The sequence below is a fragment of the Agromyces sp. H66 genome, assembly GCF_004959775.1.
GTDB lineage: Bacteria > Actinomycetota > Actinomycetes > Actinomycetales > Microbacteriaceae > Agromyces.
Genome location: NZ_SJZG01000005.1, coordinates 191,325 through 204,810 on the forward strand (window position 1 = coordinate 191,325; position 13,486 = coordinate 204,810).

Annotated in this window: 15 protein-coding genes; 6 read left to right on the top strand and 9 right to left on the bottom strand. The window is 71.5% G+C overall.

Going from position 1 to position 13,486, the window contains the following annotated elements; all coding sequences use genetic code 11:
* Window positions 1–2: 2 nt before the first annotated feature.
* From EZM51_RS10770 to EZM51_RS10780, 3 genes are all read left to right on the top strand, one after another.
* Window positions 3–578, top strand: coding sequence for a TetR/AcrR family transcriptional regulator (locus EZM51_RS10770; RefSeq protein WP_136708253.1), 576 nt, complete (start codon window positions 3–5; stop codon window positions 576–578).
* 105 nt (window positions 579–683) lie between these two features.
* Window positions 684–1,475: an FCD domain-containing protein gene (locus tag EZM51_RS10775; protein ID WP_248305594.1), complete on the top strand. Its 792-nt coding sequence runs from the start codon at window positions 684–686 to the stop codon at window positions 1,473–1,475.
* Window positions 1,469–2,890, top strand: coding sequence for an alpha-hydroxy acid oxidase (locus EZM51_RS10780; RefSeq protein ID WP_136708254.1), 1,422 nt, complete (start codon window positions 1,469–1,471; stop codon window positions 2,888–2,890). The genes EZM51_RS10775 and EZM51_RS10780 overlap by 7 nt, the downstream gene beginning before the upstream one ends.
* Here the strand turns inward: EZM51_RS10780 and EZM51_RS10785 are convergent.
* From EZM51_RS10785 to EZM51_RS10800, 4 genes are all read right to left on the bottom strand, one after another.
* The gene (locus EZM51_RS10785) at window positions 2,880–3,167 is read right to left on the bottom strand and encodes a hypothetical protein (protein ID WP_136708255.1); all 288 of its coding nucleotides are present in this window, start codon (window positions 3,165–3,167) and stop codon (window positions 2,880–2,882) included. The genes EZM51_RS10780 and EZM51_RS10785 overlap by 11 nt on opposite strands.
* A 138-nt stretch (window positions 3,168–3,305) precedes the next feature.
* Window positions 3,306–3,785 carry a hypothetical protein gene (locus tag EZM51_RS10790; RefSeq protein ID WP_136708256.1) on the bottom strand — a complete coding sequence of 160 codons (480 nt, stop codon included), beginning with the start codon at window positions 3,783–3,785 and terminating at the stop codon, window positions 3,306–3,308.
* Window positions 3,786–3,907: 122 nt separating this feature from the next.
* Window positions 3,908–4,612, bottom strand: a complete 705-nt coding sequence (locus EZM51_RS10795; protein ID WP_211195881.1) for an RraA family protein — start codon at window positions 4,610–4,612, stop codon at window positions 3,908–3,910.
* Between the two features lie 89 nt (window positions 4,613–4,701).
* Entirely contained in the window at window positions 4,702–5,049 is a 348-nt protein-coding gene (locus EZM51_RS10800; protein WP_136708258.1) for a hypothetical protein, read from the bottom strand.
* 151 nt (window positions 5,050–5,200) lie between these two features.
* On the opposite strand from EZM51_RS10800, the gene EZM51_RS10805 reads away from it, so the two are divergent.
* From EZM51_RS10805 to EZM51_RS10815, 3 genes are all read left to right on the top strand, one after another.
* The gene (locus tag EZM51_RS10805; protein ID WP_136708259.1) at window positions 5,201–6,451 is read left to right on the top strand and encodes an ROK family transcriptional regulator; all 1,251 of its coding nucleotides are present in this window, start codon (window positions 5,201–5,203) and stop codon (window positions 6,449–6,451) included.
* A gap of 26 nt (window positions 6,452–6,477) precedes the next feature.
* Window positions 6,478–7,263, top strand: coding sequence for an SDR family NAD(P)-dependent oxidoreductase (locus tag EZM51_RS10810; protein WP_136708260.1), 786 nt, complete (start codon window positions 6,478–6,480; stop codon window positions 7,261–7,263).
* A 76-nt stretch (window positions 7,264–7,339) separates the two neighbouring features.
* On the top strand, window positions 7,340–8,254 hold the full coding sequence (locus EZM51_RS10815; protein ID WP_136708261.1) for an AraC family transcriptional regulator: 915 nt from the start codon (window positions 7,340–7,342) through the stop codon (window positions 8,252–8,254).
* Here the strand turns inward: EZM51_RS10815 and EZM51_RS10820 are convergent.
* The 5 genes from EZM51_RS10820 to EZM51_RS10840 all read right to left on the bottom strand — a co-directional run bounded on the left by EZM51_RS10820 (window position 8,232) and on the right by EZM51_RS10840 (window position 13,305).
* A complete protein-coding gene (locus EZM51_RS10820) occupies window positions 8,232–9,437 on the bottom strand; it encodes an MFS transporter (RefSeq protein ID WP_136708262.1) in 1,206 nt (401 codons plus the stop codon). The two genes, EZM51_RS10815 and EZM51_RS10820, sit on opposite strands and share 23 nt — an antisense overlap.
* A 107-nt stretch (window positions 9,438–9,544) precedes the next feature.
* Window positions 9,545–10,339, bottom strand: coding sequence for a polyprenol monophosphomannose synthase (locus tag EZM51_RS10825; RefSeq protein ID WP_248305595.1), 795 nt, complete (start codon window positions 10,337–10,339; stop codon window positions 9,545–9,547).
* A 132-nt stretch (window positions 10,340–10,471) separates the two neighbouring features.
* Entirely contained in the window at window positions 10,472–11,269 is a 798-nt protein-coding gene (locus tag EZM51_RS10830; protein ID WP_211195882.1) for an ABC transporter permease, read from the bottom strand.
* Window position 11,270: 1 nt separating this feature from the next.
* Complete coding sequence (locus tag EZM51_RS10835) at window positions 11,271–12,095, bottom strand: ABC transporter ATP-binding protein (RefSeq protein ID WP_136708264.1); 825 nt, start codon at window positions 12,093–12,095, stop codon at window positions 11,271–11,273.
* Window positions 12,096–12,207: 112 nt separating this feature from the next.
* Window positions 12,208–13,305, bottom strand: coding sequence for an ABC transporter substrate-binding protein (locus tag EZM51_RS10840; protein ID WP_169053870.1), 1,098 nt, complete (start codon window positions 13,303–13,305; stop codon window positions 12,208–12,210).
* Between the last annotated feature and the right edge of the window lie 181 nt (window positions 13,306–13,486).

Sequence of the window (13,486 nt, forward strand, 5' to 3'; positions counted from 1 at the left end):
GCATGGCCAGGAACGAGGAGCGGCGTCGAAAGATCACGGATGCCGCGATCGACGTGCTCGCCCGCGACGGCGCCCGCGGCCTCACGCATCGGGCTGTCGATCATGCCGCCGACGTGCCGCAGGGCACCACCTCGAACTACTTCCGGAGCCGCGACGCGCTCATCGCCGGACTCGTCGACCGCATCGCCGAGCGACTCGCGCCCACCGACGCCGACCTCGCCGCACGCGCGGGAGAGCCGCCGAGTCGAGCACTCTTCGCCGAGTACCTGCGCGACATCGTCAGGCGCCTCACCGCCGAGCCTGCGGTCACGCTCGCGCTCTTCGAGCTGAGGCTCGAGGGCACCCGCCGTCCCGAGGTCGCCGCGGTGCTCTCAGCGTGGCAGCGTGCCGCCTTCGACGCGGATGTCGCGTTCAACACGGCCGCGGGGCTGCCCGGCGGCTCCCGCGAGATCGCCCTGTTCCACTACGCGGTCGACGGACTCGTGTTCGACCGGCTCACGTCGCCCATCGATCCCGGCACCCCGACCGACGAGATCGTCGACGCGCTCGTCGCGGGTTTGCTGCCCGAGCGGGACTGAGCGCCCGATCCGGGCTGAATCCCCCGCGCGCCTCACCCCACCCGGAAGCCCTCAATTGCATCGCGTCCTGTGGTCTGACCACATCTGCTACTGTGGTCTGACCACATGGCGCAGATGGAGGACGGCATGGGCGACGAGGCATCCGCTCGCTCGATCGAGCCGCGCGCCTGGCAGACCGTGCTCGAGCACGTCGAGCGGCAGCTCGTCGACGGCAGCCTCGCACCCGGCGACCGCCTGCCCGGCGAGCGCGCGCTCTCGGCAGCCCTCGGGGTCGGCCGGTCGAGCGTGCGCGAGGCGCTGCGCGTGCTGGAAGTGCTCGGCCTGATCCGCACGCACGCCGGCTCGGGTCCGAACGCCGGCGCCATCATCATCGCCACGCCGGGCGGCGCAATGAGCGCACTGATGCGCCTGCAGGTCGCGGCGAGCGGATTCCCGGTCGCCGATATCGTGCGCACCCGGCTCGTGCTCGAGGCATCCGTCGCCGGCGATCTCGCCGACGCACAGGCCGGCCACGAGGCATCCACTCGCCCCGATCTCTCCGCCGCCGATCGCCTGCTCGACGCCATGGACTCCCCCGAGCTCGAACCACCCGAGTTCCTCGCGCTCGACGCGGCCTTCCACCTGGCGCTGGCCGAGGCATCCGGTAACCAGGTCATCACCGCCACCATGGCGGGCCTGCGCAGCGGGATCGAGGGGTACGCGCTCGCCGGCCTCGAGAGGCTCGGCGACTGGGACGCGACCAGCGCCCGCCTGCGGCGCGAGCACCGCGGCATCGTCGAGGCGATCAAGGCAGCGGATGCCGCGACCGCACGCGCCCGCATCCACCACCACATCTCGGGCTACTACGCCGAGATCTCCCCCGAACCCGTACCGAAAGAGGCAGCGACGACATGCTGAAGCGCCAGTTCCCGAACCCCCGCGAGCTCGGCGAGCTCATGCGATTCAGGAAGCCGACCCTGAATCCCACCGACCGCCGGCTCGAGCGGGCCCTCACCATCGCCGACCTGCGCGCGATCGCGAAACGGCGCACGCCCAAAGCGCCGTTCGAGTACACCGAGGGTGCGGCCGAAGGCGAGCTCTCGCTCGCGCGCGCACGCCAGGCGTTCGAGGACGTGGAGTTCCACCCGTCGATCCTGCGCAACGTGCCCGTCGTCGACACCAGCCGCGACGTGCTCGGGGGCCCGAGCGCCCTGCCGTTCGGCATCGCGCCCACTGGGTTCACGCGCATGATGCAGACCGAGGGCGAGGTCGCCGGCGCCGGCGCGGCGGGCGCGGCGGGCATCCCGTTCACGCTCTCGACGCTCGGCACCACGTCGATCGAGGACGTGAGGGCGGCCAATCCGACCGGCCGCAACTGGTTCCAGCTCTACGTGCTGCGCAATCGCGAGATCTCGTTCGGGCTCGTCGAGCGTGCGGCATCCGCGGGCTTCGACTCGCTCTTCTTCACGGTCGACACGCCCGTCGCGGGTGCGCGTCTGCGCGACAAGCGCAACGGGTTCTCGATCCCGCCGCAGCTGACGCTCGGCACGGTCGTCAACGCGATCCCGAGGCCGGCGTGGTGGATCAACTTCCTCACCACCCCGCCGCTCGAGTTCGCCTCGCTCACCTCGACCGGCGGCACCGTCGCCGAGTTGATCGAGTGGGCGATGGACCCCACGATCTCGTTCGAGGACCTCGACGTCATCCGCGAGATGTGGCCGGGCAAGATCGTGGTCAAGGGCGTGCAGACCGTGGAGGACGCGAAGCTCCTCGCCGACCGCGGCGTCGACGGCATCGTGCTGTCGAACCACGGCGGCCGCCAGCTCGACCGTGCGCCCATCCCGTTCCACCTGCTGCCGCACGTGGTGCGCGAGGTCGGCAACGACCTCGAGGTGCACCTCGACACCGGCATCATGAACGGCGCCGACATCGTCGCGTCGATCGCACTCGGCGCGCGGTTCACGCTCGTCGGGCGCGCGTACCTGTACGGGCTCATGGCCGGCGGTCGTCGGGGCGTCGACAGAACCATCGCGATCCTCCGCTCCGAGGTCGAGCGCACGATGAAGCTCCTCGAGGTCGCCACGCTCGACGAGCTCGGCCCGCAGCACGTGACGCAGCTCGCGCGCCTGCAGCCCGTCGCCAAGCCGGTGGCGGATGCCGCGGCCGCCGCCGCGTCGTCGAAGCCGAAGGCCGTGCGCTCACCTCGACCGTCGGGCCAGTTGAAGGCGACGACATCGCAGGCGACGACATCGCAGGCGACATCATCGAAGGCGACATCATCGAAGGCGGCGTCGTCCTCGAAGGCCCCCACCCGAAGGGCGGTCACGAAGTAGCCTGGCGCCGCCGCTCCCATGCGGCGCGATAGCGCAGGAACCAGGTCAGCATCAGCGCCGACGCCACCAGGTAGAACCCGTGCAGGAACCAGATCGGCCCCATCGGCAGGCTGAAGACGTAGACGGAGTGCACGGCGTTGCCGACGTTGATGATCGCGATGTTGCCGAGACTGTACGACGACAGGTCCTTCGTGCGCGCGGCCTTCACCAGCATGGGCAGGTAGCTCATGGCGAAGAGACCGGTCGAGAGGACGCCGGCGATCACGGCGAGGTCCATGTCAGCGACGCTACGGATGACGCGTCGTCGCGGCATCCGGAGTGCCACCTGTTCCCGGATGCCACATGGATCGAGATATCCGTCCACGGCGCAGCTCACGCCCCGGACCTCAGGTCAGGGCGTGCTCGGAGACGTCGACTACGCGGTCCCGAATTTCACACGCCGGGCCCGCCGCTTCGCGACCTTCTGCTGGGACTTGCGTTCGGTGGGGGTGAAGAGGCTCGCGAACAGCGTGCGGAGCCCGGTGACGACCCCCATCGACTTCGCCTGCTTCACCTGCATGCGCTGGCGCTTGATCGCCTTCGGGGCCCCGCCCTTGCGGGAGGCATCGCGCGACGAGGCGCGGCCGGCCGCCGTGCCGTAGCGCACGGCCATGCGTTCCAGCCGCGCGGAGGCGACGCGCGCGTCGCGCCTGGCCCGCCGGGGGCTGCGGGCGACCTCGCCCTTGGCGCGGCGGATGCGAGCCCGCTCGACGTCCGCCAGGGCGTCCACCCTCGGCCGCACCTCCCGGGGCAGCGACGCCGCGAGCCCGCGCGTCTGCTTCGCCGACCGTTCGGCGTCCTTCACGGCGCGCTTCGCGGCGCGGCGGTCGTCTCGTTCCTGCGTCGTCTTCGGCATCGGGTCCTCCTCACGGGATCGCACGGTTCGTGGATCCACGGCCTCGACATCCGGCGAGCGTACGCGGACACCGACGCGCGCCCCAACCCCTTGACAGCCCGCCATACGTCGATCGACCGCCGTCACACCTCGATGGCGCCGCCGCGCTCCTGCAGGTGTCTCCGGAGCGTCAGCTCGGGGTCGGCGGCCTGGCGCTTCCGGTAGGACGAGAACTCGAGCTGGTCGCGCAGGGTGAAGCCCGCGCGCATCCGCTCGGCCTGCGCGGTCTCGACGCGCTGGATCTCGCGGGCGAGCTCGATCACCTCGTCGACGCGGTCGGATGCCACGATGAGCACGCCGTCATCGTCGGCGACGACGTGGTCGCCCTCGGTCACCGCGACGCCGTCGAGGAACGCCGAGTTCATGCGGCGCCCCGCCGGCGGCACGCGCCGCGGCCCGTAGGGGCACATGCCGAGGCTGAACACCGGCAGCCCGATCTCGCGAAGCTGGGCGGTGTCGCGATGCAGGCCCCAGACCACCATCGCGGCCAGGCCCGCGCGCTCCGCTTCGAGCACCATGAGGTCCCCGACGCACGCCTCGTCGAGCCGTCCGCCGTTGTCGATGACCAGGATGTCGCCGGGCGCGGCGTCGTCGATCGTCTCGAGCAGCACGTCGACGCTGCCGAGATGGGTGACGGGTCGCGCTCGCCCCGAGAGCGGCGCGCACGGCGCGAGCGGCCGCAATGCGACGGGCGCGAGGCGTGCCTCGACCCCGAGACGCAGGGCGGCGTCGGCGACTGCCGCCGTGGGCGGGGCGGGCTGGGTGGGCGTGGACGTGTCGGTCTCCATAGCCACGAGCATGTCACCGCCACGCTGGTCTGCGACACGTCCAATGCGAACCACGCGGCCCGCCTCACGGTGGCGCTCGCGACATCCGCTCACCCCTCGTCGATGAGCTCCAGGAGCTTCCTCGCCTCGTCGCGGATCTCGTCGTGGTCGTACTGCCCCGCGCGGCTCTCGAGCGAGACGACCGCGCAGCGGTGCACCTTCCGGAAGTCGCCGTACGGGAACGACGACGCCTGCTTCGTGTCCCGGGTCTCGTCGTCGTCGATGCCGAGGTGCCAGTGCCGGAACTCCGTCCAACCGTCCTTCTCGATGAACGCGTTCTCCTCGTCGGCGCTCGGCGCGTGCTCGCTCCAGTCGTCGCGCTCGTCGCGCACCACCTTGCCCTCACGCACGAGGGCACGGGCCTGCCGCAGCGCGGGCTCGTTCAGTCGGATCGCCATCGGGTCCTCCAATCTGTTGCGTACGCCACCGGTCTAGGCGGAGCGACCGACGGCCTCAAGGGGGTTGCGCCCCGGAGAACGGATGGCGCAGGCTGCTGCCCCCCGTTCGGGGGAGGTGACCCGCACGGTGGCGGCGCACCATGCTTGCGGCATGACGAACGTCGGCGAGACCTCCGTTCCTGCCACGACCGGCCCGCTGTCCACGCACGTCGCCCACACCACGCTCGTCCTCGAGCACCTCGTGGATCACGGTCCGTCGACGCGCAGCGAGCTCGCCACGGCGACCGGCCTCGGCCGGGGCGCGATCGCGGGACTCACCGCGCGACTCATCGACGCGGGCGTGCTCCGTCCGGCCGATGCCGACCCGACGGGCGACGGGCGGGCGACGCCGCTGTCGCTCTCGGCCGCCGACCGCGTGCTGGTGACCTGCATGATCGGCGCCGACGAGGCGATCGCCACCCTCGCCGGGCTCTCGGGCGACGAGCTCGGCCGCTTCACGGTCCCGGTCCCGGCACAGGCGGACGGCGCGCCCGCAACACCCGCCGCAGCGCTCGACTCCCTCGGCGCCGCGCTCGCACGCGCGCTCGCCCGGGCCGAGCGGTCGCAGCATCCGGTCGCCGACGTGACGGTCCTCGTCGACGGCATGGTGGCGGGCTCGCCCGCCGTCGTCATCACCGACGCCAGGTTCGGCGTCGAACCGGTCGACGTGCTCGGAGAGCTGCGCGCACGCGTGCCCGCGCTCGCCGAGGTCGAGCCGACGCTGCTCCTGCCGCCCGCACTCGAGCCCACGGCCGTCGCGGCCGCGGCCGCCGAGCGCGGTGAGCTGCCCGGCATCGCCGACCTCCTCTACATCGAGGGCGACACCGGCGTGGCCGCCGCCTTGGTCTCAGGCGGCCGGCCGTTGCCGGGCGCGCACGGGCTCGCGTCGACGTTCGCGCACCTGCCGGTCGTCGAAGACGGCGTGCGCTGCGAATGCGGACAGCGCGGATGCCTCGCCACGGTCGCCGCGCCCGAGCTCGTGCTCGAACGCGCCGACCTCGCCGGCTTCGCCGCCACGCGCGGGCGTGCCGCCGCCCTCGAGGAGCTCGTCGCCCGGGTCGACGCCGCGGACGACCGGGCGCGCTGGTCATGGCTCGACGCCGCCCGCTGGGTCGGCCGGGCCCTGCAGCTCGTGGTGCCCACCATCGACCCGGCGGTGGTCGTGGTCGGCGGTTACTGGGCGGGCCTGGTCGCCGACATCGACACGGCGTACCGGGCGAACCGCCCGACGCTCGGAGGCGGTGCGCTCGGAGCGATCCCGACCATCGCGGCCGCCCGCGCGGGCACCGACGCCCCGCTCGTGGGAGCCCGCCGTCAGGCCCGGGAACGCCTGCTCGCCGATCCCCTCCTGCTCGCCGGCTGAGGCGGCTCCGTGCGTACGATGTCGTCATGAGCCTCCCCGACCTGTGGAACCTCGACGGACGCGTCGCGATCGTGAGCGGCGCGGGCAGCCCGATGGGCATCGGGTTCGCCGCGGCCAAGGCGCTCGGCGAGTTGGGCGCGGGCATCGTGCTCACCGCCACGAGCCAGCGCGTGCACGAACGTGCCGAGGAGCTCCGCGACGCGGGCATCACGGCCACCGGGTTCGTGGCGCGCCTCGACGCCGAGGAGCAGGTCGACGATCTCGCCGCCGAGCTCGCGGCCGCCGGCATCCGTCCGACCATCGTGGTGAACAACGCGGGCATGATCGCGACGGGCGACCCCGAGATGCTGCACGGCGACGCCATGATGTCGCTCGCCGACTGGAACGCGAGCCTCGCCATGAACCTCACGACCGCGTTCCTGCTCACCCGGGCCATGCTGCCCGGGATGCGGGAGGTCGGCTGGGGCCGCGTGGTCTGCGTCTCGAGCGTCTCTGGACCGCTCATGGCCTCGCGCGGCGACGTGGGGTATGCCACCGCGAAGGCCGGAATGCTCGGCTACGTGCGCGCGCTCGCGGTGGACGAGGCGCTCTCGGGCATCACGGCCAACGCCGTGGCGCCGGGGTGGATCGCCACGGCGAGCCAACTGCCGAGCGAGGCCGAGGAGGGACTGCTCGTGCCGCTCGCCCGCAGCGGTCGCCCCGAGGAGGTCGCCTCCGCGATCGCCTGGCTCGCGAGCCCCGGCGCGGCATACGTGACCGGCCAGCTCATTCCCGTCGACGGCGGCAACGCGGTCGCCGAGGAGCGCCGCTGAGCACCGACGGGCGGCGCGCTCGCTGATCGGGCGGTCGGCCGGGAATGATCGCCGCCCGCGTCGACTTGCACCTCACATGTGCGCGATCGCGTTGGACACCCTTCCCGATGCCGACGAGGCCCTGGCCGCCATCGACCGCGTGCTCGAGCGCCTCCGCTGGCGCGTGCTCGAGTTCGGTCACCGCCACCTTCCGGAAGCGGCGGTCGCCCACGACGACGGCCGCGGCGGCATCCGGTTCCACTACGTGGCCGACGGCGAGCTCGAGCTCCGACGCGAGCGCGACGAGCCGCTCACCATGCAGGCCGGCGACTTCGTGATGCTGCCGCTCGGCGGCCCGGTGCAGCTCCGCGCGTCGCGTGCGGTGCGGCTCTTCAGTGGCTCGCTCACGCTCGAGCCTGCCGATGCACTCGCGACCGGCACGATGCCGGAGATGCTGTTCGCCTGCGGCTTCCGCGTACAGGAGCCGCTCTTCGCGTCGCTCCTCGAGACCATGCACGCCGAGGCGTCGAGCGACCGGGCCGGCAGCGGCCCGGTGCTCGAGCGGCTCGCCGACGTCGTGGCCTCGGCGGCCGTGCGCATCTGGCTCGAACGCGGATGCAGCGATGCTCGCGAATGGCTCGCGGTCGTGCGGGATCCGCACCTGGGGCGCGTCATCGAGGCGATCCGCGAAGATCCGGGCGCGCCGTGGACCGTCGAGTCGCTCGCCCGCCTGGCCCGCGCGTCGCGCTCGCAGTTCGCCGAGCAGTTCAAGGATGCGGTCGGCGACACCCCGGCGCGCTACCTGACGCGGGTGCGCATGGAGCGAGCAGAGCGGATGCTCCGTGCCGGCGCCTCAGTCGGCGATGTCGCCTACCGGCTCGGCTACGAGAGCGAGGCGGGATTCAGCCGCGCCTTCCGTCGGCACGCCGGCGTGCCGCCCAGCAGTTGGCGCCGGGCCGTCGCGCGACCCGGCGCCGATCCGGCACGGATCAGCGAGCCCGTGCCGAGCTGAGCACGACGCCGCCGAGCACCGCGGCGATCCCGCCCGCGATGAGCGCGGCCTGCACGCCGACCGAGTCCACGAGGAGCCCGCCGACCGCGGCCGCGATCGTGATGGCGATCTGGAACGCCGCGACGATGAGCCCGCCCGCGCTCTCGAGCCGTTCGGGGGCGACGTGGTGCGCCACCCACGTCTGCACCATGGTCGGCACCGCTCCGAAGCCGATGCCCCAGACGAACACCGTCGCGAACGCCAGCACGAGGCCCGACCCGGCAGTCGCGAGGAGCACGGTGGCGACGCCGATGGCGATGGGTGCCGCGATGACGAGCACGGGCAGGCGGCGGTCGGCGAGCGGGCCGGCCACGAGGTTGCCGAGGAAGCTCGCGACGCCGAAGACCATGAGCAGGACGGCGAGCAAGGCGGGGGTCAACCCGTCGATCGTCTCGAACGCGGGTCGCAGGTAGGTGAAGCCCATGAAGTGTCCGCCGGCAATGAGGATGATCGCGAGCACGCCGAGCGCCACCACCGGCGTGAGCGCCGTCTGCAGCAGCGACCGGAAGCCCGGTGAACCGCTCGGCGGCACCGACGGCAAGGTCGTGAGCTGCGCGGCGAGCGTCAGCACCCCCGCTCCCGCGGCGAGGAGGAACACCGCGCGCCATCCGAGCAGCTCGCCGAGGTAGGCACCCGCCGGCACCGCCGCGATGGTCGCGAGGGAGACGCCCGTGTTCACGATCGTCATGGCGCGTCCCAGCCGATCGGCCGGCACCAGCTGGGCGGTGACCGCCAGCGACATGGCCCAGAAGCCGGAGATCGCGACGCCGAGTAGCAAGCGGGCGGCGAGCATGAGCCCGAACACCGGGGCGATCGCCACCAGCACGTTCGAGGCGATCGCCAAGGTGGTGAGTGCCGCCATCACCCAGCGTCGGTCGAGTCGGGGCAGGCTCGACACGACGAGCGGCCCGCCGACGATGCCGATGATGCTCGTCGCCGTGACGAGCTGGCCTGCCGTGCCCTCGGTGATGCCGAGGTCCGCGGCGATCGGCGAGAGCAGGCTCGCGGGCAGGAACTCGCTCGCCACGAGGGTGAAGATTCCGAGTCCGAGCGAGGCGACCGCAAGCCAGGCGGCCGGTCTGACGGTGGGAGTGGTCGACCCAGCCGGTGACTGCGTGGGCGTCGAGAGGGTGTCGATGGACATGGTGCTCCTTCAGGTCGACACCCAGCATCGTGCCGGCGCTCCGGGCGCACCCGACCGATCGTCGCCGAGACCCGACCGAAGCTCCGCGGTCGCGGAGGCGACGGACCTCAGGAGCGTGAGCGCTTGGCCTCGGCGCCACGAGGCTCGGCAACGGCATCCGCGGCCGGCCGACGATGCCCGAACCGGCTGCGCAGCGCCCACCCCGTGACGCGCAGCATCGCCTCGACCACGATGGCGGAGCTCATCTTCGAGCGCCCGTGCGCGCGTTCCACGAACGTGACCGGCACCTCGACGACCGTCAGGCCGGCATCCCGCGCGTGCCACAGCATGTCGACCTGGAAGACGTAGCCGCGGGTGTGCACGTCCTCCAGTCGGATGCGACGCAGCGCATCGGCCCTGAAGGCCCGGTACCCGGCCGTCGCGTCGCGCGTGTCGAGGCGCAGGACCGCGCGGGCGTACGCGCTCCCCCACCGCGAGAGCAGCTCGCGGTGCCGCGGCCAGTTCTCGATGGCGCCGCCCGGAACCCAGCGGGAGCCGATGACGAGATCCGCCGGCCCGGAAGACGCGGTTCCCTCGAGCGCATCGAGCAGGCGCGGCAGCTGCTCGGGAAGGTGCGACCCGTCGGCGTCGAGCTGCACGATCGGGTCGAATCCCCGCTCGAGCGCCCAGGCGAAGGCCTCGAGGTACGCGGCGCCGAGTCCGTTCTTGGCCGTGCGGTGCAGCACCTGCACCGCCTCGTCGGCGGACGCGAGCCCATCGGCGAGGGCGCCGGTGCCGTCGGGCGACGCGTCGTCGACCACCAGGACGGATGCCTCGGGCGCGGCCTCGCGGACGCGCGCCACCGTGTCGGCGAGGCTTTCGCGCTCGTTGTAGGTCGGGATGACCACGAGGGGCCGCGACATCCGTGAACTCCCCTCAGTGCCTGCTGGCACCATCGTACGGGTCGCCCGCCGGGCGGGCCACCGAGGGTGGACACGGCGTTCGCGTCGCGATCCGATCGCCGGATCGCGACGCGAACGCTGCGCGCCGGGGACTCAGCCGGTCGTGTTGCGCAGTCCGTAGACGGACTCGTGCCACGGGATGAAGAACCGCTTCGCCTCGTTGACGATGAGGTAGAGCACGAGCCCGATCAGCGACAGCAGGATGATCAGCGCGAACGTGCGCGCCGCGTCGAGCGAGTTCATCGCCGAGACCACCAGGTTGCCGAGCCCGTCGTTGCCGCCGAGGTACTCGCCCACGATCGCGCCGATCGTGGCGAGGACGATCCCGACCTCCATGCCGGCGAAGAGGTAGGGCTGGAGGCTGCGCATCTCGAGCTGGAGGAAGGTCTGGCCTCTCGATGCGTTGAAGCTCTGCATCACCTCGCGGTGCCCCTGCTCGACGGAGCGGACCCCGAGCAGCACGTTGAGCATGACCGGGAAGAACGCCAGCAGTGCCGAGAGCACGACCTTCGACGTCAGTCCGAAGCCGAACCAGATGACGAACAGGGGCACGAAGGCGACCTTCGGCGCGACCTGGGAGATCACGATGAGGGGGCGCAGGCTGAGCTCGAGCCAGTGCACCTTGCCCAGCACGACCCCGACGATGAGGCCCGCGACGACCGCGATGCTGAATCCGATCAGCACCTCCGTGACCGTGACCCCGACCGCCTCCCAGGTCCTGGCTTCACCGAGCAGCGTCACCAGGGAGTCCCACACCATCGCCGGCGGCGGGAAGATGAATGTGTTGACGTTGAGCGTGGTCACGATGACGTGCCAGGCCACCACGATCAGGACGACCAACGAGGGCGTGACGATCCACGGCAGGATCTTGAGCATTCGGGACTGGGACACGTCATTCCTCCTCGTCGAGGTCGTGCCGCAGGGAGCGCACGATGTCGTTGAATTCGGGGGTCGTCTGCAGGTCGACGGCTCGGGGCTTCGGGAAGTCCGCCGGCAGGATCTGGCGGATCCGGCCCGGGCGCGGTGTCATGTGCACGACCCGGTCGGCGAGGAACACCGCCTCGGGGATGTCGTGCGTCACGAACACCACGGTCGACGTGGTCTCCAGCACGATCCGCTGCAGTTCGAGGTTCATCCGCTCCCTGGTGAGCGCGTCGAGCGCGCCGAAGGGCTCGTCCATGAGCAGGAGCTCGGGCTCGGTGCTCAGCGCGCGAGCGATGGCGGCTCGCTGGCGCATGCCGCCCGAGAGCTCACGCGGGTAGGAGCGCTCGAAACCGGAGAGTCCGACAAGATCGGCGAGGTCGGCCGCGCGAGCCCGCCGCTCCTTCTTCCCGACGCCGCGCAGCTTCAGCGGCAGGGCGATGTTGTCGAGCACCGAGAACCAGGGGAACAGATTGCTCTCCTGGAAGACGAACCCCAGCTTGGTGATGGCGGAGGAGTCGACGTGGTTGTTCTCGCGCCACAGCGACTTGCCGTCGACCTCGATCGTGCCGGCCGTCGGGGCGAGGAGCCCGCCGATCATGCGCAGGAGGGTCGTCTTGCCGCAGCCCGAGCGGCCGATCAGGGCGACGAACTCGCCGCGCTGGATCGTCAGGTCGATGCCTGAGACGGCGTGCGTCACGCCCGCCTTGGTGTGGAAATCTCGGCCGACTCCCTTGATCTCGAGCCGAGGGGTCTCGGTTCCCGCTTCGGACGTCTCGATGGTCGGCGTCAACATGTCGTTACTCATCGGGGCGGCACTGCCTCTCTGTTCGGGTTGTCCCGGTTCTCATCGGGTGACCCCGTGTCCGCCCCGCCACGCGGGCGGGGCGGACCTGGGGGTCGTGCGGTCAATCGGGCAGGTACTCGCTCGTGATCCACGCCGTGGGGTCCTGACCGCCGTCGAGCAGCCCACCCCGCGTGTACGTGTCGTAGGCGTCGGTCCACGCGTCGAGGTCGTTCTCGAGCATGCCGACGGTGCCCGACTCGTCGATCCACGTCTTCGTCGTGTAGACCTCGAGGGCCCCGCGTGCGACCTCGTCGTCCTGCAGCGCCGGGAAGTCCCAGTCGCCGCTGTCGCGCAGGGTCTCGAGCACGTTGGCGAAGTCGTTCTCGGCGTCGTCGACGACGGCCTGGGTCGCCTCCTCGATCGCCGCGAGGAACTTCTCGATCTGCTCCACGCGCGCGGGGTCCTCGAGGTTCGACTGGGTCGTGATCCAGGTCTGCATGTCGGGAACGTCGCCGAGGCCGGCATCGCTGACGACCGCGTCGTCGTTCTGCTGCGCGATGGCGAGCGACGTGTCGAGGCTCACGACGTAGCCGCTGAGCTGTCCCTGCTTCACGACCTCGAACGTCGCCGCGGTGACCGGCACCGCCTGACGCGTCACCGAGTCGCGCGGCACGCCGGCGTCGTCGAGCGCGAAGTCGAGCATCCGCTCACTCGTGCCGCCGATGGAGCCGAGGCCGATGACCTCGCCCTCCATGTCGGCAGCCGACTCGATCGGGTTGCTGTCGGCCGAGATGACCCGCAGGTTGGACTTGCGCGCCATGGTGCCGACCGCCACGATCGGCTGGCCGTCCTCCATGCCGGGGAAGACGTCGACGCTGCTCGCACGGGTGATGGGCGTCGCACCGCCGAGGAGGGTCTGGATCGCCGCCGCCGTGCCCTTCACGGGCTGCAGCTGCACGTCGAGGCCGTGCTTCTCGAAGTAGCCGCCCGAGTAGGCGTACATCTCGGGGGTGAAGGTGAAGGACTCCAGCGGGAGGAAGGTGACCACCACCATCTTGGTGAGTTCGGGGGCCTCCTCACCAGCGGCCTCGCCGGATGTCGTGCCGGGGCTCGCGCACGCCGAGAGGGCGAGCGCACCCGCGGCGACGAGGGCTGTGCCGATGCGAGAGAGGCGTCGCTTCGGAGATCTGACGGGGGGATGCGTCACTGCTGTGGTCATGTCTGACTCCTGTGTCGGATGACCCGTCCGCATCGTTGTGGACGGCAGGGTCGAGTCTGCCCAGCGCATCGAGCCTCCTCCAACGGGCTTTTCATTGGTTGGAAAGCCTCGCATCGGACGGTGCTCGACACAATGCCCCCACGCAGCGGCGCCGGCCTCCTGGGGAGGCCGGCGCCGCTGT